Genomic DNA, 22,846 nt, shown 5'->3' on the forward strand with positions numbered 1-22,846 from the left:
GTATACACATATTATGCGAGGAGGGATAAGATGTCAAGTTTTTTTAAAAGAATTTCTTTCATTTTAATTTTAGCTATAATCATATTAGGATCAACAGGATGCAAAAAAGACACTGATTTAGAACCTATAAAATTAATTGAAGTTACCCACTCATTGTTCTATACCCCACAATATGTAGCTTTAACCCAAGGTTTTTTTGAAGAAGAAGGACTAAAAATTGATTTAATCAATGGTAAAGGAGCCGATAAATGCATGGCTGCTTTGTTAAGTAAAGAAGCTGATATAGGATTTATGGGACCTGAGGCATCGGTATATGTATATAATCAAGGAAGGGATGATTATGTAATTAATTTTGCTCAATTAACACAAAGGGATGGTTCTTTCCTAGTAGGCAGGGAGAAAGACGATAGCTTTACCTTTGATAAACTAAAAGGTAAAACTGTAATCGGTGGTAGAAAAGGCGGCATGCCTGAAATGACCTTAGAATATGTACTTAAAAACAATGGTTTAGAACTAGATAAAGATGTAATAGTTAGAACAGACATACAATTTGATGTAATGGCAGGGGCTTTTGTTGGTGGTGAAGGTGATTATGTAACATTATTTGAACCTGTGGCAGCCACATTAGAAAAAGAAGGCAAAGGCTATGTAGTAGCTTCCATAGGTAAAGAAGGAGGATATATTCCATATACATGCTACTCTGCAACCAAGGAATATATTGAACAAAATCCAGAAACAATTCAAAAATTTACAAATGCACTATATAAAGCTATGGTATGGGTTCAAGAACATAGTAGTGAAGAAATAGCAGATGCTGTAATGCCACAATTTCCTGATACAGATAAAGAAATACTTATTACTCTAGTAGAAAGATATAGAGATCAGGATTCTTGGAAACCAGATTTAATCATTACAGAGGATGGATTAAATCATATGATGAGTATAATGGAATTAGCAGGAGAATTAGATAAGAGAGCAGATTATACTAAAATAGTCACTACTGAATTTGCTAAGAAAGCTATGAAATAATATAACATAGTTAAGTGTTCCGATAATTTAATAAAGAAACAGTGTAGAGTGTTGAAATATAACAACTCTATACTGCTTTTTTATTATAATAAATTTTCAAACTTTAAAAGCAATCAACATTTTAATTAACGCATAGCCCAAGCAACTACTATTACAGTTAACAATATAATTTTATTGAAATAAGACATATTACTCGTCTCTTGTAATATAACCTTAATAATCATTAGGATTAAAATAACTCCTAATAAAAAGCTAACTCTATTAATTACCTTCTTGAAGATTTTCCATGCTCTGCTGTTAGAATTCTGCATTTTCTTACATATATAATCCCACATAAATATTAATCCTATGGCTAATAACAAAGATATTCCCATTGCTACTATAATATATACTAGGTTAAACTCCGTATGTATAGCTAAGAAAGTCTGCGTAACTATACTCAATATAAAAAATAAGCAAAATATCCTAATAGGTTTTCCCATGACTCCACTTCCTAGTTATGATTTCATTCCGCCATATTATACCATATTAGAAAATAAGTCTGCAACTTATGTTGCAGACTTTTAACAATTCTTCATATTATATATTTATTATAATCCTTCTAAAGTAGCAATGCTGCTATAGTTCCAAATATCAATAATGGAATATTATAATGAATAAACGTAGGGACACAAGTATCCCATATATGGTCATGCTGACCATCTATATTAAGTCCTGCCGTAGGTCCTAGTGTACTATCTGATGCTGGAGATCCAGCATCTCCTAAAGCACCTGCGGTACCTACTAAACAAATTGTAGCAGCAGGGCTAAAACCTAACTTTATACACAATGGAACAAATATTGCAGCTATTATTGGAACTGTACCAAAGGAAGTACCTATTCCCATAGTAATAATCAACCCAATTAACAACATTAGAAATCCTGCTATAATTTTACTTCCTCCCATCATACCTGCTGCCGCCTCTACTAAAGTTTCTACACCACCTGTTGCTCTAATAACTGCACCATATCCAGAAGCTACTAGCATTACAAAGGCAATAAATCCCATTAATCCAATTCCACCACTTAACATATCATCAAGCTCTTCCCATTTAAAAGCACCAAATACCAACATTACTATTAAACCTGCTATTGCTCCCAATGGAAGTGATTTCGTTATAATTTGAATAGCAAAGGCTGCTATTGCCCCTAATAAAGCTACTACATGCTTTTTCGTTATTCTTTCATTCTGATTATCCATATCAGATTTAACTAGTTCAATGTCTTCATACTCTCTTGGCTTTCTATAACTTATTAATACTGCTATAATTAGACCTATTATCATTCCTATGCCAGGATATAGCATTGACCTCCAAATCATACTAGTCTCCACTGGCATTCCATTATCTATTAATGCATCCCTAATTATATTATGAAAAATAAGCCCAAACCCTGCTGGAATCATTACATATGGTGCTTTAAGTCCAAATGTCAATGCTGCTGCCACTGACCTTCTATCAATTTTTAATTTATTCATAACTGGAATTAATGGTGGTATTAATATTGGAATAAAAGCTATATGAACTGGAATCAGATTCTGAGAAAAGCAAGCTATTATAGCTATTAAAAATACAAATATTGATTTTTTATTTCTAACCCCTCTACCAATTTTCCTAGCTAATATATCAGCAACTCCTGTTTTTCCAATTGCTATTGCCAATGCTCCAAGTAATATATAAGATAGTGCTGTTTCTGCATTACCGCCCATGCCACCAATGAGAATTCCTATGGTTTCCTTAAATGACATTCCTGCTAATAGTCCCCCTGTTAAAGCAGACAAAATAAGTGCAATTAATACATTCATCTTCAATAAACATAATACCGTCATAACTAATACTGATAACAAAACTGGATTCGTTAACATAATATTCCCTCCTTATTTTATTAAAATACTTAGGAACAAATTAATCTGGTATATGTTATTCAATCTTGATAAATTGTAGAACTAAAAATGCACTGGAAACCTAGTACTCATTTATATATGTTCGTTTCTCCATAATTTTTCATATCTAATGGCATTATGTCTTACTGTTTCTATTTCCTCCTCGTTTACTTCTCGCTTTACCTTTCCAGGAGAACCCATCACCAAAGAATTTGGAGGTATGACTGCATTTTGTGTAATTAATGCTCCAGCTGCAATTATACAATTATCTCCAATAACTGCACCATTTAAAATTACTGAACCCATTCCTATTAAACAATTATTACCTACTTCACATCCATGAACTACTGCATTATGTCCTACAGTAGTATAATCCCCTATCTTACATGGTAAATCTGTATCAACATGTACTGTTGCATTATCCTGTATATTAGTATATTTTCCAATAGTTATATAGCTCATATCTCCACGAGCCACTGCACCATACCAAAGACTACTGCCTTCACCTATGGTTACATCTCCCAAAACATTTGCTGTTTCGGCAATAAATGCTTTAGCATTGATCTTAGTTTTTTTATCCTTTAAATCTTTTATCATATGCTGTCTCTCCTTATTGTACACTCATACACATTATTTATTACCAAAAATTTATTATAATTCTCCTTTTAAGCCTATTTCTTCTGCCACTTTTCTCATTGCAAGAATAGTTTCCATAATTACTTCGTCTCTCTCCATGCCAAGCATATCTATTCCTTTTTGTATAATAGATCTATCTACACCTGCTGCAAATCCTTTATCTTTCCATTTTTTCTTTACAGATTTTGGTTCTAAATCTAATACAGATTTACTAGGACGAAGAAGTGCCACTGCAGTAATAAGTCCAGTTAACTCATCAATAGCATATAGTACTTTTTCCATCTTTTCTGTAGGTTCTATATCTGAACATATTTCATAACCATGGCTCGCGATTGCTTTTATATAATCTTCAGGATATCCCTCTTCCTTAAGAATTTCTTGTACCTTTATACAATGCTCATCTGGATACATTTCATAATCCAAATCATGAATAAGCCCTACTATTGTCCATTTTTCCACATCTGGCTCATCAAAAAATTCTGCAAAATGTTTCATTGTAGCTTCAACAGCTAATCCATGACGCAGTAGACTATCAGATTTATTGTATTTCTTAAATAATAATAACGCTTCCTCTCTAGTAGGTTTTTTACTTGTCATTTGATCCCCTTCTTTCTTTCCTTTATCACTTTATTATATATAATAGGCTAGTGTACTTATGGTGTCAAGTATTATTAATTCTAATATCTGAATTCTTTAAATTTTATCACAGCTTTATCTAAATGATGTTTTATCTAGGAAATTAGGTAAAATTTAATTATTGACGTAAGTTAAGATTAATATTACAATATTTTTTATATCAAATATACTATCGGCAAACTCATACAGGAGGAACTAAAGATGAAAAAGCTAAATAACGAATCAGTCCATGCAAATAAAAGACGTGAAACATTTTCATCTGGATTAGCAGTATTTTTTGCAACACTTGGCTCAGCAGTAGGCTTAGGTAATATCTGGAAATTTCCTTACCTTGTAGGCGAAAATGGTGGCGGGGCCTTTGTATTAATTTATTTTTTATCCATATTATTAGTTGGTATGCCAGTAATGGTATCTGAATTTTATATAGGACGAAAATCTAGAAGTAATGCAGTCTCTGCCTTTACTAAACTTAAAGCAAACTCAAAATGGAAAATTATTGGTTATTCTGGAGTAGCTGCTGCGTTTTTGATTATGTTCTATTATAGTGCTGTTGCTGGATGGGTATATTCTTATGTATTTAAAGCTATAAATGGTGCTTTTTCAAATCTTTCTAATTTATCTTTTGAGCAAGCAACGAGCATAGTAGAGAGTCAATTTTTAACTACTACTGAAAGTCTATATTCTCCTATCATATGGCAAGGAATTTCCATTTTAGTTGTTGCATTAATATTAATTGGTAGAGTTAAAAATGGAATTGAGAGAATAACAAAAACTCTTATGCCTGTATTATTTATTCTCTTAGTAATCTCTTGTATAAGAGCCCTAACATTACCAGGAGTTAAAGCAGGTTTTAACTTTCTATTTAAAATAGAGTTTTCAAAAATAAATCCATCTGTTATTCTTTCTGCACTAGGTCTGGCATTCTTTAAGCTCTCTCTTGGAATGGGAACCATGATCACTTATGGAAGTTACTTTACGGAAGATAATAATTTAATTCATACATCTGCTAAAGTTGCATTATCAGATACATTTGTCTCTCTATTAGCTGGAGTTGCCATATTTCCAGTAGTATTCACTTTTGGTATAAAGCCAAATTCAGGACCTAGCCTTTTATTTAATACTATACCTTTAGTATTTTCACATATTCCATTTGGCAATCTATTAATTGTTGCTTTTTTTATTCTTGCAGCCATTGCAGCTACTACTGCTTCTTTATCAATGGCAGAAGTTCCTATTGCCTTTATTACAGAAAAATGGAATATTAAAAGAAAATATTCAGTTATTATTGTATCATTATCTACGTTTATAGTAGGTGCCCTAACTGTACATCCCACTAGTATTTGGGGACATGTAACGATCTTTGGAAAGAATCTTTTTAGTTTGTTCGACTATATATCGTCTAATATTATTCTACCCGTTGGAGGACTTCTAATAGCAATTTTTGTTGGTTATTTTGCTGATAAAAATAGTATATTAGATGAATTATCAAATAATCATAAACTAAACAACTCAAAAACTATTACTATTTATTACTTTGTCTTAAAATATATTACGCCAATACTTCTATTAATTGTATTTTTAAACTCATTAGGAATTATATAAAATTTGGAGATAAGAATCGTTTGTAAGCTTCTTATCTCCTTTTATTTTTATCTTTATCCTATTGTAATTACTGAATATAGATGTGCGAGTGGATTATTGTTTATATCGTCTCCAAAGGCATAGAGTATACCATCTGCAATCTTTTTATATTTTTCTTCTTTAGTTAAATTGTATAATTTTAACAAACTCATTAAAGCAAAAGAGTTTCCGGATGGTATAGCTCCATCATAAAAATCCTTTGGTCTTAAAATTAGCTGTTCTGATACATTACTATAGAAATATAGCCCTCCTTCTTTATCATCCCAAAATAGATTTAACATATTTTCAGTTAACTTCATGCCAATATTTAAATATACTTCCTCCTTTGTAGATTCAAATAATTGTAGAAGTCCATATATAAAGAAGGCATAGTCTTCTAAGAAACCAATGTTATAAGATTTTCCATCTATATAAGTAGATAATAAATATCCTTCTTTGTCTATACAATTTGCTATAATAAAATCTGCTGATTCTTTTGCTATTTCACTGTAATATTCATTATTAAATACTCTAGAAGCATATGCTAAACTACCTATCATTAAACCATTCCATGAAGTTAATATTTTTTCATCCCTATGAGGTTTAACTCTTTTCTCTCTATATTCAAATAAGATTTCATTGTCTTTATCAAGTTTTAATTTATCTGATTCTGATATCTCTTTTAAATCATGTAAAATTAAATTAGGATTATTGTAACCTTCAAAATTTCCATCTTCTGTAATATCATAATATCTAGAATATAATTCTCCTAAATCTTTACCTAGAACATTTATTACCTCATCATAACTCAATATATAAAACTTTCCTTCTTCACCTTCTGATTCTGCATCTAATGCTGAGAAAAATCCTCCATCATTATGCATCATATCCCTTACCACAAATTTATATATCTTTTCAGCTACCTCTTTATAGAATACCTTTCCAGTTATTTCATATGCTCTTGTATAGACAATTCCTAATAGTGCATTGTCATATAACATTTTTTCAAAATGAGGTATTAACCATTTCTCATCTACAGAATATCTATAAAATCCATAGCCTATATGGTCAAATATACCTCCTTTATACATCTTTTCTAAAGTAATTTCTCCTATTTCTAATGCTTTTTTATCTCCATTTTTACTTCTATATTCTAAAAGAAACCAAAGATATTGTGGCATAGGAAACTTTGGATATAGTCCAAAACCACCATTCTTTTTATCAAATATACTTACCAATCCATCTTTTGCATCATCAGCTACTGTATCTTTAATATTTCCATTTTCGTTAACTAAATATCTTTTTTTAACTTCTTCCAATATATATTGGGATTCCTCTAAAACTTTATCTTTATCACTATTCCATAATTTATTTATTCTTTCTAGTAAATCAATTATTCCCGTCATCCTATTTGTAGTCCTCTTAGGGAAATAAGTCCCAACAAAAAAAGGTTTACCTTCTGGGGTTGCCAAAGTATTAAGCGGCCATCCTCCAGCTCCTGTCATAGCTTCAGAAAATGTCATATATACTTTATCAATATCTGGTCTTTCTTCCCTGTCTACTTTAATAGGTACAAAGTATTCATTTAGTACTTTAGCGACTTCTTCGTCTTGGAATGATTCACGGTTCATTACATGGCACCAATGGCATGTAGCTATCTATAACCAATTTCAGGAGTACCCAATAGATAAAAAAACAGGTTTGTTCTCCTCTTTAGCTTTGTTTAAAGCTTCTTCTCCCCATGGATACCAATTTACTGGATTATACGCATGTTGTAGTAAGTATGGAGATTTTTCATGAATCAATCTATTGGGTACTCTATTTGAGTTAGGCATGTTATCACGCTCCTTTATTAAGTATATTTTTAATATTATACCCAAAATAGCTAGATGGTATTAGGTAAAATAAAAAGATCATGAGCTGGTCTATTAAGCTTATAATCTTTTTGTTTAATATAAATATTCAATTACTATATAAACGACACGTTTATTAGATTACATCAAAAAAACTAATTTGATCACTCTCTGGAAGACCTTTTAGACAGTCAAACTTTTTAAGTGAATCTATGGCAGCATTTCCAATCTTAGCACGTTTCCTTAGATCTTCTATAGAGCTAAAAGGCTCTTCCTTAGCTGCATTATAGATACCTTCTGCAGCAACAGTTCCCATTCCTGATATACAGTTTATAGGTGGTCTTAAAGAATCCTCTTCAATTAGGAATTTAGTTGCATGGGATTTATATAAATCAATAGGTAAAAAACTAATTCCCCTTTCATACATTTCCAAAACCAATTCCAAATCATCGTACATATCCTTATCCTTAGGAGTAACATCATTTCCCAAGGCTTCAATTTCCCTCATCTTTTCTTTAACCTTTTCTTTACCAAATATCATAAATTCTGCATCAAATGCTTTTGCCCTAATTGAAAAATATACTGCATAATATGCCTTAGGTATATGAACCTTAAACCATGCTATTCTAAAAGCCATCATTACATAGGCTGCAGCATGGGCTTTAGGAAACATGTACTTTATCTTTTTACATGAATTAATATACCATTCTGGTACATCACACTCTCTCATTAATGTCTCATATTCTGGCCATTTTGGCTCCTTTAAAGCCTTTCCTTTACGAACTGTTTCCATTATCTTAAAAGCAGTATTTGGTGGTAAACCCTTTTTAATAAGATAAACCATAATATCATCTCTAGTACATACTGCATCACTTATACTATCTATTATTTTTGAATCAATTAAATCCTTTGCATTTCCAAGCCATACATCTGTACCATGGGAAAGTCCAGATATACATATTAATTCCATGAAGGTCTTTGGCAATGTATCTAAGAGCATTCCCCTTACAAATCTAGTACCGAATTCAGGAATGCCAAATGTTCCTATCTTAGAATTTATCTGTTCTGGCATTACTCCCAAAGCATCTGTAGATGAAAATATGGACATGGTCTTTTTATCATCCATAGGTATTTTTTGTGGATCTACTCCAGTAATGTCTTGGAGCATTCTTATAACTGTTGGGTCATCGTGACCTAATATATCTAATTTCAATAAGTTCTCATCAATAGAGTGATAGTCAAAATGGGTTGTTATAATATCAGAATTTGAATCATCAGCAGGATGCTGAACTGGACAAAATTCAAAGATTTCTCGTCCCTTTGGTACAACTATTATTCCCCCTGGATGCTGACCCGTGGTTCTTTTAATACCTGTACAACCTTTTGATATTCGGATAATTTCCGCCTTATTTGCTGTTATGTTTTTTTCCTCAAAATATTTTTTCACATAGCCAAATGCTGTTTTATCTGCAATTGTACCTATAGTTCCTGCCTTAAAGGTTGTGCCTTTACCGAATATAACTTCTGTATATCTATGGGCCTTTGCCTGATATTCTCCAGAGAAATTTAAGTCTATATCCGGCTCCTTGTCACCATTAAATCCTAAAAAGGTCTCAAAAGGTATATCTATACCATCTTTAGTTAAATCTTCTCCACAAACTGGACATATCTTATCAGGTAGGTCAAAGCCAAGTTTATAACCATAATCCGAGAAATCCGAATGCTTGCATTTTGAACATCTATAATGAGGTGGTAAAGCATTTACTTCTGTTATACCAGTCATATATGCTACAACAGAGGAACCAACAGAGCCTCTAGACCCTACAAGATAACCGTCCTCATTGGATTTCCATACCAGTTTTTGTGCGATAATATACATTACTGAGAATCCATTTTTTATAATAGAATCCAACTCTCTATCAAGTCTTTCCTGTACAATTTCAGGTAATGGATTTCCATAAAGTTCATGAGCCTTCCCATAAGTAATATCTCGAATTGTCTTCTCGCAACCCTCTATATGTGGTGTAGCTTTTTCTGGTGAAATAGGACTAATTTGCTCACACATATCAGAAATCTTATTAGTATTTGTAACTACAACCTCATAAGCCTTTTCCTCTCCTAAGTATGAAAATTCCTTAAGCATTTCCTCTGTAGTTCTTAAATACAAAGGAGCCTGATTGTCTGCATCTTTATATCCCTGTCCTGTTTCCAATATACGCCTATATATTTCATCCTCAGGATCTAAGAAATGAACATCTCCTGTAGCTACTACAGGTTTGTTTAATTTTTCTCCAAGACGTACAATCTTTCTATTGATTTCCTTTAAACCTTCTATATTCTCCACTTGCTCATTTCTGACTAAATAATCATTATTTCCTAAAGGCTGAACTTCTAAATAATCATATTCCTTTGCAATTGACTCAATTTCCTCCTCGGATTTTCCTAAAAGTATTGCCTGATAAAGCTCTCCTTCGCTGCAGGCAGTGCCAAGAATTAATCCCTCAGAATATTTTTTATATAGACTTTTTAAAATACGTGGTCTTTTATAAAAATAATCTAAATGAGAATAAGATACAAGCTTATATAGATTCTTTAATCCGATATAATTCTTTGCAAGAATTATAGCATGATAGGTCCTAAGCTTTTTGTACTCCTCCTTCTTAGCCTCCTCAGTAGAAGCATATATATCTATGTCTTCAAGGGTTTCGACACCCATTTCCTTTAGCTTCTCAAGCATAATATTAAATACCTTTACAGTAGTATCCACATCATCTAAGGCTCTGTGAGCAACTTCGACCTTTATGCCAAGATTTTTAGCTATTCTTCCTAATTTATAGCTTTTAAAATCAGGGAATATTTCATGAGCTAAGGACAAGGTATCTATATATGTGAAGTCAAAATCATACCCTAGTACCCTTGCATTCTGCTTTAAAAAGTTAATATCAAAATCAGCATTATGTGCAACTAAAACACTTCCATTAATAAAATCTAACATTTTAGGAAAAACCTTGTCTATAGTTTCTGCATGTTTAACCATATCGTCAGTTATATTAGTAATCTCCACAACCCTTTGCGGAATGGGTTTTTCAGGATTTACAAATGTGCTGAACTTATCTATTACCTCTCCGTCCTTAAGTTTCATAATTCCTATTTCAGTAATTTTTTCTGTTACTGCTGAAAATCCTGTTGTTTCCAAATCAAGCACACAATATGTAGTATCTATGCTCTGTCCCTGAGGTTTTGTTACAGAAGGCTTTTTATCTGGTGCTAAGTAAGCTTCTACTCCATATATAACCTTCATATCTGGATTATCTCTCCCTAAAAGCTTATGAGCTTCAGGAAAGGACTGTACCACCCCATGATCTGTTATTGCAATAGATTTCATTCCCCAGCTCATAGCTCTTTTAATTAAATCAGTAGCACTGGTCATTGCATCCATCTGACTCATTTGGGTATGCATATGAAGCTCTACTCTCTTCATCTCTGCATTATCTTCTCTTATAACCCTCTTTATTCCTTCTGTTTCTACTATAGTATTGGCAATAATCTCAACTTCTCCTGAAAACTTGCTATAGCCTGCATTTCCAGAAAGTCTAACACCTTTAGCTTTTTTAATCTTATTTAACACTTCAATGTCTTCATTCTTTATGAAAGACTTACAAGTAATTGAACTTGAGCCATCGTATAAATCAAAAGAAATTAATATCTTCCCACTTCTTAATTCCCTTGATTCTATATTGGATATTTCACCCTCTATGGCTACCTTCCCCTCATAAGGTGTAATATCAGTAATTTTTGTTATAGCTTCTTTAATTTTAGAACTTCTACCTAGTATTAATGATGGATCATTCTTTTTCCCATTAGTTTCTATCTTTATTTCTTGTTTTTTTACACTTTCCTTTGGTAATTTGAAATCATTGTTTCCTTGTGTAGTCCTAACTTCCTCTTGAATTGACTTAATTTCATTTGTATACATATTCTCTTGCAGCTTTTTTAACTCTTCATTGCATATTTTATCAACAAAATTTATTTCATATTCTCTGCCATAAATGTTTTTTACAGTTTTTCTGATCCTTTTATTATAGTCCATGGAATTTAAGACATTTGCTGCTGGAATCTTAAAATAAAAATTAATAGTATTTTCAAATACTTCAAATTCACATTTGTTTATGGTTGCCTTTAAGACTGGGTATTTATCTGACATGCGAAATATAATATCTCTTAGTTCGTCTTCTGTAGGAATCTTATTAACTTTCTCAGAATACTCTACAGTGATTTTAGAATCATTTAATGAAAATCTTTCCTTTATAAAATTATTAAGTCCTTCAATTTCTCTAATTTCAATATATTTATCAGCTCTAATCTTCATTTCTAGGGTTTTATCTTCTTTCCTCAAAACAACCCCTTCTACTATTGCATTATTTATATTACCTTTTATTTCATAATCATTGAAAATTTCATTTATTCTCTTCATTGCACTCCTAACCTTCTCATAAAATATTTCAATATATTAATATTATACAAGATAAACTTATTATTTTAAAGTCGGGATGATTAATAATCATTATCCCCTTTTAATATCATTTACTATCTATCTTTGACTATAGTCCTATCTTTCTATTCCTTATTAGTTAATTTTTTAAGAATCAATCTATTAAGTTATCTATTCTTATTCAAAGAATATTACCTCCCATTTTTTTGAATTTTAATTTACATATCCTCTTCCCCAATAATATAAAGTACATGCCCAACATTATTAAAAAAGATTCTGATATGGAAATAAAATAATATCTAAATAGATGACAAATCTTGATGATAAAGATACTACGAATAATCTAGTTATATTGTAACATTAAACATGACTTCCTTGCCCCATGAATATCAGCCTAACTTCTCTGCTACAACTTTAATCAACTCTTCTAAAGAAACCGTTCCATTAGAATAGGTTAAAAATATAACTTGCTTTCCTTTTCTATATAATAGAATTTTTTTATTTTCTTTCTCAACTCCATAACAGCTAAATTCATTTTCTTTTTCAATTACATTAAGTGATAAAGAATATCTCTCTTTTTCTCTTGCTAAAATATCCTTTTCCAAGCCCCTTGCAATAAAATCAAATCTTGTCAAATAATAATCCTCTCTTAACATAGGTTCTATTTCTGTCCTCTTCTGATCTTTATCAATTAATACTACTGATTCTACTAAAGTATTATCTTTTTGTATCAAAAGATTCCAGTCTTGATATATAACATTTCCATAGTCTATACCATCATCTTTATAAAAACTCCTACTCCTATCACGACGATAGTCCATTGGCTCAATATCAGCTATAGTAATCATTGGTAAACTTTCTAAATCATCAATTTCACTAAGATTTGTTTTTTTATTTTGAGATATTTTATGGGAAAGAATTCCTATCATAGCTACTATGAAAAAATAGAAAATAATTTTTCTAATTATAAATTTCGTTTTCATCAAAGAATAATCTCCTTGATGTTTTAAAAATTCTCCAGTATCTAATGTTTTCTCAATTTTTCCCAACCTTATTTTTTTCTCTTTAGATTTATAGATAGAAAAAAGTGGAATGATAAAAGCATAAAATTCATTTCCTTTTGCTAAAGCAAAATAAAGACCATCTCTTAATTTCATCATTACAGTAAGAATTATAATTATTATAGTACAAATTAGACTAAATATATTAAGAGCTTTTTCACCAAAAATTTCCTTCCTTGCAGTACTTAAAGCTAATTTTTGTGCTTCTGGAGTTTCATATAATTCCTTCAGTTGTGAACCTTCCTCCGAAGAAAATATTAAAAATGAATCTTTTTTCCCAGCAAAATTCCAACCTTCTTCTTTAAGTTTCTCAATTATTCTTTCTTGTTTATCATCACTAATAACATCAATTCTATAGTTTAATGATTTAGGCTGTCCTTCTTTAAAATAGGCAAAAATTCTACCTATTTTTTGTAAGTGAAGTCCTTTTCTAGACATTTCAGAGAAATATTCTTCATGTTCTTGAAGATAAAATAAATCTCCAACAAGAATTTTTCGAATCATTTTACTCATCTGCTCATACCCCTACTTTCTATGTATTTTTTCTTCAAATATTATAAATATTCAATACTAAATCAGTAGATTTATGACAATAAATTATGTCCTTATATAAAGCTTCCCCACTTAAATACTTCTATTTCAATTAGACTATATTTATCACTATCTTGTTTTGCTGTTTTTAACTAAAATACGGATTATGTAATTATTATTTTAAATTCATAGATAAAGATTTTTCACTTTCAAAATTTTAAGGCACCTACCACCTTGATTTTTTAGTAAATTCGACCTTATCCCTACTATACTTATATACTAACACAAAAGAACCTTTTAAAAAAGTTATGGATTTAAAGTATTGTACTAGTTCTATTCATAAACAACAAAGTTGAGAGTTTTTTACTCTCAACTTAAAATGCAAAATAATCTTCTAATTATCATTAATAATGAAGTTAATGCAAAATACCCAATGAGATTTCTCCCCAAATCTGCACAACAAAACTTGCCCCTGCTTAAAGCAAAGATAATAGTTGCACTTATTTAATTTATTATTTAGCAAGAAATGTAATAATCAATGCAGTCCCTTCATCCTATTGTTAGAATAAACAATATTAATACTCCATTGTCTAAAAATAAAACTATTAATGAAGTATTTTCATATACATTGGGTTTTCTAAATTAAATATTTGATTAATAAATTTGTTGTATTTATTATAGACCTAATATGAGTTCTTTCATAATGGTGTGATGCATCTACAGCTGGTCCTAAGGCAGCAAAAATTACATCTTTCCCCTGTAACATACATTGACTGGCATCGGAACTATAAAAATTATACAAGTCAACAACATAATCTATATTATTCTCCTCTGCTATGTCTACAAGTCTGTTTCTGAATTCATAATCATATGGACTCTTTTTGTCTTTCGCTGCGATACTTACACTGAACTCATTAGATTCTTGCCCTTCACCTACTATTCCCACATCTATCGCTATCATTTCCTTTGTCTTTTCTGGAATAAAAGAAACTCCATGACCTGCTTCTTCATAATTACTAATGTAAAAATATGTAGTATGCTTTGGTGTTAGAGAATTTTTTTTGAAGTATCTGCATATTTCTAATACTATAGCTACTGCTAACTTATTATCTAAATACCTCGATTTTACAAATCCAGATTCTGTTATTTCAGTTCTGGTATCCATGGCGATATAATCCCCTACCCTAATGCCCAAGTCCAATACATCTTTCTTTGATTTCACTATTTCATCTATTCTAACAAACATATTAGTTTGATCTCTAACTACGCTTGCCTTTTCTTGTCCATATATATGAGTAGAAGCCATCCTTGGAATTATAGATCCTCGAATCTTTTTACCTTTTCTTGTTATTACGTAACAATTTTCTCCTTCCACCGCCGACCAGCTGCCACCACCAACCCTAGTATACCTTAACTTAACATCATTAGTTATTTCCTTGACCATTCCTCCTAAGGTATCAATATGTGCCGATATCAACACATGTTCATCGTCATTCTGCCCCTTTAAAGTTGCGATTAAAGCCCCTGTGTTAGTTATTTGTGTATTTAGTCCCAATTCCTCGAAATCCTTTTGGATTTCTAATATAGCCTGTTTTGTATTTCCAGTTGGACTTGGTATATCTAAATATTTTTTCATACTACCTAAGATCCTTTGTACACCAATACTCAATTTAATTCCCCCTTTAATCATAAAACTAATGCTAATAATTTATGTTAAAAAGTTACCTATATTTAAGTATAGAATATTTACCTAATTTTTTCAAATTAGCAATATCCTTAACTTAATATATCTTTCTTAGTAGTTTCAACCCTTTTACCAATACCTTCCAATGGTTTAATTTTTTATGGAATTATCACTAGAACCAGCAAATTATCTTCCTATAAATTATTCTATAATATAAAATGATTTACTTTAATATCTTCTTTTTCCACTAATATCTTGCCAATAGGTAAATAATATGTAAAGAAGTAAAATATTTAATCTTAAACTTTAGGAGGAATGAAATTGTCTGTAAAAATAGTAAAAAGAGGATTTGATCCTAATGATTATAAATGGTTTTCAAAACAATCTTTAATAAAACTCAGTATTGCGCAAAAGAAATTGAATGGCTGCTAGATAGAAATTATAAATTATCTTCAATATCAGAATTTGTTGGAGGGCATCATCAGCTTGAAGTTCCTGAGGTGATTTTTTTCCTTGATTCGCCAGTTTCTAATTCCAGGATATTAAAAACTAAAATTACTAGTCTTGAAGATAAATGGAAAATACCATTAAAGGTAGAACTAGTACCAAATCCCGATAGCATACTTTCTAAAATGGAAAGAGTAGTAACCTCAGATTCTATAATACTTGATGAATGTAAAAGTTGGTTTAATTTATCTAGGAAAATTATTGAAGAAAATATAACTAATGCTTGGGTTGTAAGCTTTAATAATATGCTTTGATTTTCTACTCTAAGAAGTTATCATTAACAATAGCATGTCTATATGTGCATTAAATTTTTTTATATAGCATATAGATATTCTTTACTAGCCAATTAATTAGGTTCATTGTATATAAATAATAACCATAATACTTATTTACTATTATTAAATCTATAGTAGATTAAATTTCATGCAAAAGAAGAAGGTCTATATCATTTTAAGAATTGAATTAATATTTTATCTTAACAATAATATGTTGACAAATTGTGGAATTGCTATTATCATTGTACTTGCAATAATTATAGATTAGTAATGAGAGAATCAAAATTTTGGAATATTTATTAATAAATAGATATCATATCGCAGTTAAAATGATTTATAATGATCTTCATAATGAAATACCTGCCCTTTCAAAGACCATAATTTATAATGCTTTAAGTTATTTATTAAAATTCAGTAATTAGATTAATATTTATAGATGGTATTGAATCCAAGTATGATATTATATGAAAACCATAGTCATTTTAAATGTGAATCTTATAACGAAATCTTTGATTTTCCTATTGATTTAGATAATATTATTGACAATCAGCTTACTAATTTTAAGCTTAATGGAAGGAACATTTATTTTAAAGACTTATGTCCTAACTGCATCAAAAATAAAAATCACTAATATTAGGAGGTAAAAAATGAACAATTTAAAAGGAACAAAAACAGCAGAAAATTTAATGAAGGCATTTGCAGGAGAATCACAAGCTAGAAATCGTTATACATATTACGCTTCTGCAGCTGATAAAGAAGGATTTAAACAAATTAGAAATATATTTATTGAAACAGCTGATAATGAAAAAGAACATGCAAAAAGATTCTATAAATTTTTACTTGCAGGATTAAAAGACGAGCTTCCAGCTAATATAAGTATAGAGTCTTCTTTTCCAGTTGCCCAAGGCAATACATTAGATAATCTAAAAAGTGCAGCAAGTGGAGAAAATGAAGAATGGGCAGATTTATACCCAGCATTTGCAGATGTTGCTGAAAAAGAAGGTTTTGAAGAAATAGCAGCTGCATTTAGAGCTATAGCTAAGGCTGAAAAAGCACATGAAATTAGATTTAATAAACTTGCTGAAAATATAGCAAATGATAAAGTTTTTAAAAAAGAAGAAAAAGTATTATGGAAATGTGGAAATTGCGGATATGTACACGAAGGTCCAAATGCACCAGAAGTCTGTCCTGCTTGTATCCATCCACAAGCACATTTTGAACTTTTCGTAGAAACATATTAATATAATAATTAAAAATGCCATGGTGATATTGTCTTTTAGGTAATATGCCATGGCATTATTTATTTAAAAATACATAAATTAATTTCATTCTTATTACCTTTTTAAAATAATATTGATGATATGCTAAACGAATTAAATAAAATAATAGATATTTATATTACCTATCAATGAAAAAAGATTTAATTACTGCAAAAAATTCTCTTGTATAGGAATGTAAAGCAATTATTAAAGGGGTTTTAGCAGGTAATCCATATGGGGTTACCCCTAATCTCCTAGCCAATAGCTTCGATCTAAAAATATGGTACCTATTAGATGCTATTAAAACTTTTATATTCCCATTTTTGTCCCCTTCTTTTATTTTTTCTAAACTAAATTTTAAGTTTTCAAAAGTTGTTGTAGACTTATTTTCAACTATTATTCTTTCCTTTTCAATGCCATTATCTATTAAATACTTCTCCATAGCATATGCCTCAGCAACATCTTCATCTAGACCTTGTCCACCTGATACTACTACCTTTATATCTCTATTCTCCATTAAATATTCTTTAGCTACTTTAAGTCTTTCTACTAGAGAGGGAGAAGGTGTATCTCCATATAGTCTTGCTCCTAAAACTATGACATAGTCTATATCATCATCTACTGTTCTTCTACCCTCTATAATAATTAAACTCTCAATTAAAATAAATATTAGAAATGATATAAATAATATTCCTTTTACTATTTTATGTTTTAAAATCTTCACCCTATCTCTCCTTTTACTTTTATAAAATTAACAGAATATCAGAATAATTTCTTATCTTTGTTTAAGATGTCTGCAGATATTTAACTATTTTTAATTAATTATCTTCCTTATCTAATATATCTTTTTCATTTACATTAATGTATTTCATCATATCTTTTGCCACTGTCATTTCTTTTTCTCTATACTCTTTAGCCAATAAAAATGGTATATATACTAATGAATCATGGATATGCTAATCCCAATTTTTTAGATAATCATTTTTATATTCATCTTATATTCATAGGTATCTTATCTTTTGAATTTATACCCTAATTGATATTATATTATCACATAATGTGGTAAATTTATTTACTAGTGAAAAATTATAATTATATTTTAATAGTTTATAAGGAAAATTTGTTTAATTTATCTTCTCTCTAAATTAATAATTATTTTTCCATCTACAAACTGAAAAATTTTGGATTTACTAGTATCTAAATTATCATCCTTTTTATATAAGGCACCAGATTTATATACTGACAGCATAATGCCTATGAGAAACATATTTATTACTGTAGATATTCCACCATAGGAAATCAACGGCAGTGTTAATGGTACAATTAGTTGAAATCCTAAATTATATAAAACATATAATAAAACCTGCATTGTAAAATTAATTATAACAGACATAGACACCAGTCCACCTAATACACCTTTTTGATTTAAACTAAATCTAAGGGAACGTATAATAAAGGTTAAAATAATAGACATTATTACTATAAATGATATCCAGCCCATCTTGTCTATTAAATGAGTCAGTAAATATTCTGTATCCATATACGGGTATGGCAATATATCATTAGTATCAACGCCTTGTATATTATGTCCTATGAAATTAGCATTTTTAATTATTGTTCTCATTGAATATCCTTGATATCCTAATCCTAAAGGATCAAGAGACGGATTAAATGCCGTTTTTATTCTCCATAATTGATGTCCATTCATAGATAAAACTGTAACTATTAATACAATAATCATCGGTATGCAAACAAGTAATAAAGCATTAATTCTTTTTACCTTAAACCAGCATTTCATTATTGCAAATATAAGTAGTATAAAACAGGTTATCAAGTATAATGCTAAACTAGATAGACCAGCACCACTTAAACAAATAATTCCCGGGATAATACAGTATACTCCACTTAAAATTATCCCTATATATCTCTCATTTCTCATGGTATATAATATCCCTGCAAAAGCTGTTGGATATAGAAGCATTATGAATTTTAAATAGAAATTTTGCCCACAAATCATAGGACCTAAAATCACAGTTCCCATAGTTAATATAATTAAACCAAAATATATTATCTTAGGATATTTTCCTATAATACTAAAATCTATAAAATAGGCAGCAACCATAAAAGCCATTCCTATCACTGCATGTATTATAATATTATTTAATCTCCATGGCATCTCTACATCATGTGTAACGAAAGCTCTAATTAAAACACCTAAAATTAACATTATACCTGTCAATATAACTATTCCCCACTCTGGTTTTGGCCTGTAAACACTATCTAGTTCTGTGCCTACAATAACAGGATCCCCCATTTCCAATATGGCTCTATTGGTTGCCTCTTCATCACTTAATCCTTCTGCTAAAAATGTTTCCTTCTGATCTACAATATGGTCTTCTATTTCTTCTGAAATAATCTCATGAGCCTTTTTCCATCTTATTTGCTCGCAAACTGTTTTTAAATATTCCTTAATTTTATTAGATTGTTCCAAAACTAGCACCCCCTTGTAAAACTTGATTAATAGCAGAAGCATAGGTATTCCATTCTTCTTTCTTTTCTTTAAGCATCTTTTTACCCTTTTTGGTGATACTATAATATTTTCTTATTCTTCCGCTATCTGCTTTTTCATCATATGAATTTACCATTCCCTCTAACTCCAAATTGTGAAGTAAAGGATAAAGTGTCCCTGCCTTTAAGGAAAAAGTATTATCGGATTTTTTAGCTAATTCTTCAATCATTAAATAACCGTACATATCCTTATCTTCAAGGAGCTTTAGTATCAGCATTGTTGTACTTCCCGTAATCAAATTTTTATTAATAGTCATCTTTTCACTTCCCTTCCATATATAGATTATCTACATATAGTATATATAGATAGTCTATATATGTCAATAAAGGTATAAAAAATATAAAAATACCATCAACTTTCTACTGTTGATGGTATCTTCTTAATTTTAATCTATAATGCTCATTTATTTTTTCTATAGGTCATAACTGTAATAACTCCATCATCATCTCTTGAAAAAACAAGAATTTTCTCATCATCCATAAATCTGCTATCAGAAAAACCTACCTGACCTTCTTCAAAGAAACTATTAATATCTGCTTTAAGTTTATGTTCAGCAAAGTAGTAATCAATCATACCATCTTTGTCTGGAACCACTTTCTGTACAGATTCTGGTATTAATACTGCATCTTTTAATAGATCTTCTATCTCTGGTAATTCTTCATCTGATACTTCCTCATCATCCCTTAGTAGTGTCTGAATATACTTCTCCGCTTCCTCATAATTTCCTTTTGATGGATCTATAGGTAAGTCAAATAAGGCATTGATTCCTTTGTAATCTGTGTTCCGACTAATCTCCCCTGTCTCTTTATTAAACTTATAGGAATTAATAATATCAAACTTATCCATAACAGCGATATATAAGCCTCTATCTGCAAAAACTTCTATATCATCACATTCCATAGTTCTATACATTACCCCATCTTTTACAAACCAACTTGCTGCACCATTCATCGTAAAAATATTAAGGTCTTTCGGGTGCTGTCCCTTTATAAAAGGTGAAACAAGAAATGACATTTCATCATATGCAGGATCAAGCGGATCCGGCATTGGTGTTCCATCTACCTTAGAAATAGAAAGTACTGAATATGTTCTATTTAGAAATATATCTTCTGCAGAGTGTGTAAAATCGCTGATTTCCTTACCAGATACTATTCCCATTAAAGTTATCTTATAATCTCCAATAGTCTGAGTCTGATTTATAGATACAGCTCCTTCACTATCAAAAGCAAGAGCCAACCCTTTATCCCCTAAATTTTCTGCAATTTCCCTAGGTGTTAATAGCTTCCATGCTGCAAATGCTGAAATGGATGTTGCTACTATAAGTATAGCAACCATAACTGATACTGATAATCTCCCTTTATTTGTACCTCTCATCCTATTTCCCTCTCCCATCTTATTTATAATTTTTCGATTCAAACTGTCATCTGGTTCATTATCTGAAGAAAGGACTTGCCATAGCATTTTATCTAATTTTTCAAAATCCTTCATATCCATTGACCTCCATATATTCTTTAATCAATTTTCTAGCTTTATAAAGCCTGCTTTTTACAGTTCCAGCTGGAATTTTAAGTGAGGATGCAATATCTTCAATTGATAGTCCAGTATTGTAGTGCATATATAAAGGTATTTTTAATTTATCATTTAACGATGCTGAAGCTTTATCAATCATCGTATGAACTTCATTGCTTATGGCTACAAGTTCTGGAGTTGTAGTATCAATCATATATGACTCATTATCAAAATCATCTTTAAATTCCACTATGTTTGCAATCCTATGCCTCCAACCAAACTTTCTATTTTGATTCTTCCACAGATTTGCTGCAATAGCTATAAGAAAGCTCTTTGGATTTTTATCTTTATCTATTTTATGACATAACTCTATTGCCTTTAAAAAGGTTTCCTGATATAAATCATCTGCTTGATGTTTATCCCTTGTTAATTTATAACAAAATCCATAGACATCCTTACCATGGTTTTCAATTAAATGAGTTAACTCTGCAACATCCAATCCCTTATCCCCTCCTCTGCCTTAACCTTTCTTAAAAATATTATATATTGATCGGCCTCTCATCTATATATTGTAACAACTTCTAATCTGGTTCATATTTTTTATAATTATAACATTAAAATGGGTTATAATGATTTATACCTATTTTTTTGTTATAATATATATAATAAATGATAGGATGTGATGATATGTCTTTAATTGACGAGAATAAGACCTATACTTATGCTGATTATTTAACATGGCCTGAAGATGAGAGATGGGAAATAATGGAGGGAGTTCCTTATATGCAAGCTGCTCCTTCGTGGCAACATCAGTCAATATCTTTAGAATTATCAAGACAATTTGCTAATTATTTAGTAAATAAAACTTGTAAAGTATTCACAGCTCCCTTTGATTTAGTTTTACCTACAGAAAATAAGAATATTAATGATTCACGAAATGTTGTTCAACCAGATATTCTAATAATTTGTGATAGTAATGGACTTAAAGATACTGGATTTTATGGTGTACCTGAATTAATTGTAGAAATTACATCTCCATCTACTATTAGAAAGGATAAGGTTTTAAAATTTAATAAATATGAAAAAGCTGGCGTTAAAGAATATTGGATCGTTGAGCCAGAAGGAAAGTTTATTTCTGTATTTACTTTAGAAGATAGCGGTAGATATGGAAGACCCGAAATCTATACAGATGAAGATAGAGTTAAAATAAACCTTTTTGAAAATTTAGAAATTGATTTATGCACCGTATTTAATATCATATAAT

The 22,846-nt window shown here is 30.2% G+C and carries 18 protein-coding genes and 1 pseudogene; 6 read left to right on the forward strand and 13 right to left on the reverse strand.

Translation table 11 applies throughout. The features are described 5' to 3' along the window. Nucleotides 1-30 precede the first annotated feature (30 nt). Complete coding sequence (locus ABWP20_RS00275; RefSeq protein WP_353092573.1) at nucleotides 31-1,029, forward strand: ABC transporter substrate-binding protein; 999 nt, start codon at nucleotides 31-33, stop codon at nucleotides 1,027-1,029. Between the two features lie 125 nt (nucleotides 1,030-1,154). Here ABWP20_RS00275 and ABWP20_RS00280 read toward each other — a convergent pair whose 3' ends face one another. From ABWP20_RS00280 to ABWP20_RS00295, 4 genes are all read right to left on the reverse strand, one after another. Next, nucleotides 1,155-1,511, reverse strand: coding sequence for a hypothetical protein (locus ABWP20_RS00280; protein ID WP_353092575.1), 357 nt, complete (start codon nucleotides 1,509-1,511; stop codon nucleotides 1,155-1,157). Nucleotides 1,512-1,630: 119 nt separating this feature from the next. Then, nucleotides 1,631-2,932 carry a Na+/H+ antiporter family protein gene (locus tag ABWP20_RS00285; RefSeq protein ID WP_353092577.1) on the reverse strand — a complete coding sequence of 434 codons (1,302 nt, stop codon included), beginning with the start codon at nucleotides 2,930-2,932 and terminating at the stop codon, nucleotides 1,631-1,633. 111 nt (nucleotides 2,933-3,043) lie between these two features. Then, on the reverse strand, nucleotides 3,044-3,547 hold the full coding sequence (locus tag ABWP20_RS00290; protein ID WP_353092579.1) for a gamma carbonic anhydrase family protein: 504 nt from the start codon (nucleotides 3,545-3,547) through the stop codon (nucleotides 3,044-3,046). A gap of 54 nt (nucleotides 3,548-3,601) precedes the next feature. After that, nucleotides 3,602-4,183 carry an HD domain-containing protein gene (locus ABWP20_RS00295; RefSeq protein WP_353092581.1) on the reverse strand — a complete coding sequence of 194 codons (582 nt, stop codon included), beginning with the start codon at nucleotides 4,181-4,183 and terminating at the stop codon, nucleotides 3,602-3,604. Between the two features lie 240 nt (nucleotides 4,184-4,423). Between ABWP20_RS00295 and ABWP20_RS00300 the strand changes: the two genes are divergently transcribed. Further along, on the forward strand, nucleotides 4,424-5,824 hold the full coding sequence (locus ABWP20_RS00300; RefSeq protein WP_353092583.1) for a sodium-dependent transporter: 1,401 nt from the start codon (nucleotides 4,424-4,426) through the stop codon (nucleotides 5,822-5,824). A gap of 53 nt (nucleotides 5,825-5,877) precedes the next feature. On the opposite strand, the pseudogene ABWP20_RS00305 reads toward ABWP20_RS00300, so the two are convergent. The 4 genes and pseudogenes from ABWP20_RS00305 to ABWP20_RS00320 all read right to left on the reverse strand — a co-directional run bounded on the left by ABWP20_RS00305 (nucleotide 5,878) and on the right by ABWP20_RS00320 (nucleotide 15,448). Continuing rightward, nucleotides 5,878-7,677, reverse strand: a pseudogene (locus ABWP20_RS00305) (thioredoxin domain-containing protein). 154 nt (nucleotides 7,678-7,831) lie between these two features. Then, the gene (gene polC, locus ABWP20_RS00310; RefSeq protein WP_353092585.1) at nucleotides 7,832-12,169 is read right to left on the reverse strand and encodes a DNA polymerase III subunit alpha; all 4,338 of its coding nucleotides are present in this window, start codon (nucleotides 12,167-12,169) and stop codon (nucleotides 7,832-7,834) included. Between the two features lie 407 nt (nucleotides 12,170-12,576). Further along, on the reverse strand, nucleotides 12,577-13,761 hold the full coding sequence (locus ABWP20_RS00315; RefSeq protein ID WP_353092587.1) for a DUF2812 domain-containing protein: 1,185 nt from the start codon (nucleotides 13,759-13,761) through the stop codon (nucleotides 12,577-12,579). Between the two features lie 655 nt (nucleotides 13,762-14,416). After that, the gene (locus ABWP20_RS00320; RefSeq protein ID WP_353092589.1) at nucleotides 14,417-15,448 is read right to left on the reverse strand and encodes a M42 family metallopeptidase; all 1,032 of its coding nucleotides are present in this window, start codon (nucleotides 15,446-15,448) and stop codon (nucleotides 14,417-14,419) included. Nucleotides 15,449-15,831: 383 nt separating this feature from the next. Here ABWP20_RS00320 and ABWP20_RS00325 point away from each other — a divergent pair, with 383 nt between their 5' ends. The 3 genes from ABWP20_RS00325 to rbr all read left to right on the forward strand — a co-directional run bounded on the left by ABWP20_RS00325 (nucleotide 15,832) and on the right by rbr (nucleotide 17,486). After that, complete coding sequence (locus ABWP20_RS00325; protein WP_353092591.1) at nucleotides 15,832-16,224, forward strand: DUF434 domain-containing protein; 393 nt, start codon at nucleotides 15,832-15,834, stop codon at nucleotides 16,222-16,224. A 299-nt stretch (nucleotides 16,225-16,523) separates the two neighbouring features. Next, nucleotides 16,524-16,667 carry a hypothetical protein gene (locus tag ABWP20_RS00330; protein WP_353092932.1) on the forward strand — a complete coding sequence of 48 codons (144 nt, stop codon included), beginning with the start codon at nucleotides 16,524-16,526 and terminating at the stop codon, nucleotides 16,665-16,667. 225 nt (nucleotides 16,668-16,892) lie between these two features. Next, entirely contained in the window at nucleotides 16,893-17,486 is a 594-nt protein-coding gene (rbr, locus tag ABWP20_RS00335) for a rubrerythrin (protein ID WP_353092593.1), read from the forward strand. Between the two features lie 157 nt (nucleotides 17,487-17,643). Here the strand turns inward: rbr and ABWP20_RS00340 are convergent, their stop codons facing one another. The 5 genes from ABWP20_RS00340 to ABWP20_RS00360 form a co-directional block, all read right to left on the reverse strand. Continuing rightward, nucleotides 17,644-18,228 (reverse strand): YdcF family protein, encoded by a 585-nt coding sequence (locus ABWP20_RS00340; RefSeq protein ID WP_353092595.1) that lies wholly within the window; start codon nucleotides 18,226-18,228, stop codon nucleotides 17,644-17,646. A 405-nt stretch (nucleotides 18,229-18,633) separates the two neighbouring features. After that, nucleotides 18,634-19,995 carry an FtsW/RodA/SpoVE family cell cycle protein gene (locus tag ABWP20_RS00345; protein WP_353092597.1) on the reverse strand — a complete coding sequence of 454 codons (1,362 nt, stop codon included), beginning with the start codon at nucleotides 19,993-19,995 and terminating at the stop codon, nucleotides 18,634-18,636. Beyond that, on the reverse strand, nucleotides 19,982-20,329 hold the full coding sequence (locus ABWP20_RS00350) for a PadR family transcriptional regulator (protein WP_353092599.1): 348 nt from the start codon (nucleotides 20,327-20,329) through the stop codon (nucleotides 19,982-19,984). The genes ABWP20_RS00345 and ABWP20_RS00350 overlap by 14 nt, the downstream gene beginning before the upstream one ends. Before the next feature lie 143 nt (nucleotides 20,330-20,472). Further along, nucleotides 20,473-21,561, reverse strand: coding sequence for a hypothetical protein (locus ABWP20_RS00355; protein ID WP_353092601.1), 1,089 nt, complete (start codon nucleotides 21,559-21,561; stop codon nucleotides 20,473-20,475). Further along, on the reverse strand, nucleotides 21,548-22,081 hold the full coding sequence (locus tag ABWP20_RS00360) for an RNA polymerase sigma factor (protein WP_353092603.1): 534 nt from the start codon (nucleotides 22,079-22,081) through the stop codon (nucleotides 21,548-21,550). Before ABWP20_RS00360 ends, ABWP20_RS00355 begins: the two co-directional genes overlap by 14 nt. A 188-nt stretch (nucleotides 22,082-22,269) precedes the next feature. Here ABWP20_RS00360 and ABWP20_RS00365 point away from each other — a divergent pair, with 188 nt between their 5' ends. Then, nucleotides 22,270-22,845 (forward strand): Uma2 family endonuclease, encoded by a 576-nt coding sequence (locus tag ABWP20_RS00365; protein WP_353092605.1) that lies wholly within the window; start codon nucleotides 22,270-22,272, stop codon nucleotides 22,843-22,845. Nucleotide 22,846 lies beyond the last annotated feature (1 nt).

Origin of the sequence: Tissierella praeacuta (assembly GCF_040396155.1) — a bacterium.
Taxonomy (GTDB): Bacteria; Bacillota; Clostridia; order Tissierellales; family Tissierellaceae; genus Tissierella; species Tissierella praeacuta_A.

What these genes read in the sequence shown, in the direction of transcription:
- ABWP20_RS00275 (WP_353092573.1), top strand. Translation starts at nt 31, where the DNA reads ATGTCAAGTTTTTTTAAAAGAATTTCTTTCATTTTAATTTTAGCTATA.
- ABWP20_RS00280 (WP_353092575.1), bottom strand. Translation starts at nt 1,511, where the DNA reads ATGGGAAAACCTATTAGGATATTTTGCTTATTTTTTATATTGAGTATA.
- ABWP20_RS00285 (WP_353092577.1), bottom strand. Translation starts at nt 2,932, where the DNA reads ATGTTAACGAATCCAGTTTTGTTATCAGTATTAGTTATGACGGTATTA.
- ABWP20_RS00290 (WP_353092579.1), bottom strand. Translation starts at nt 3,547, where the DNA reads ATGATAAAAGATTTAAAGGATAAAAAAACTAAGATCAATGCTAAAGCA.
- ABWP20_RS00295 (WP_353092581.1), bottom strand. Translation starts at nt 4,183, where the DNA reads ATGACAAGTAAAAAACCTACTAGAGAGGAAGCGTTATTATTATTTAAG.
- ABWP20_RS00300 (WP_353092583.1), top strand. Translation starts at nt 4,424, where the DNA reads ATGAAAAAGCTAAATAACGAATCAGTCCATGCAAATAAAAGACGTGAA.
- polC (WP_353092585.1), bottom strand. Translation starts at nt 12,169, where the DNA reads ATGAAGAGAATAAATGAAATTTTCAATGATTATGAAATAAAAGGTAAT.
- ABWP20_RS00315 (WP_353092587.1), bottom strand. Translation starts at nt 13,761, where the DNA reads ATGAGTAAAATGATTCGAAAAATTCTTGTTGGAGATTTATTTTATCTT.
- ABWP20_RS00325 (WP_353092591.1), top strand. Translation starts at nt 15,832, where the DNA reads ATGGTTTTCAAAACAATCTTTAATAAAACTCAGTATTGCGCAAAAGAA.
- rbr (WP_353092593.1), top strand. Translation starts at nt 16,893, where the DNA reads ATGAACAATTTAAAAGGAACAAAAACAGCAGAAAATTTAATGAAGGCA.
- ABWP20_RS00350 (WP_353092599.1), bottom strand. Translation starts at nt 20,329, where the DNA reads ATGACTATTAATAAAAATTTGATTACGGGAAGTACAACAATGCTGATA.
- ABWP20_RS00355 (WP_353092601.1), bottom strand. Translation starts at nt 21,561, where the DNA reads ATGAAGGATTTTGAAAAATTAGATAAAATGCTATGGCAAGTCCTTTCT.
- ABWP20_RS00365 (WP_353092605.1), top strand. Translation starts at nt 22,270, where the DNA reads ATGTCTTTAATTGACGAGAATAAGACCTATACTTATGCTGATTATTTA.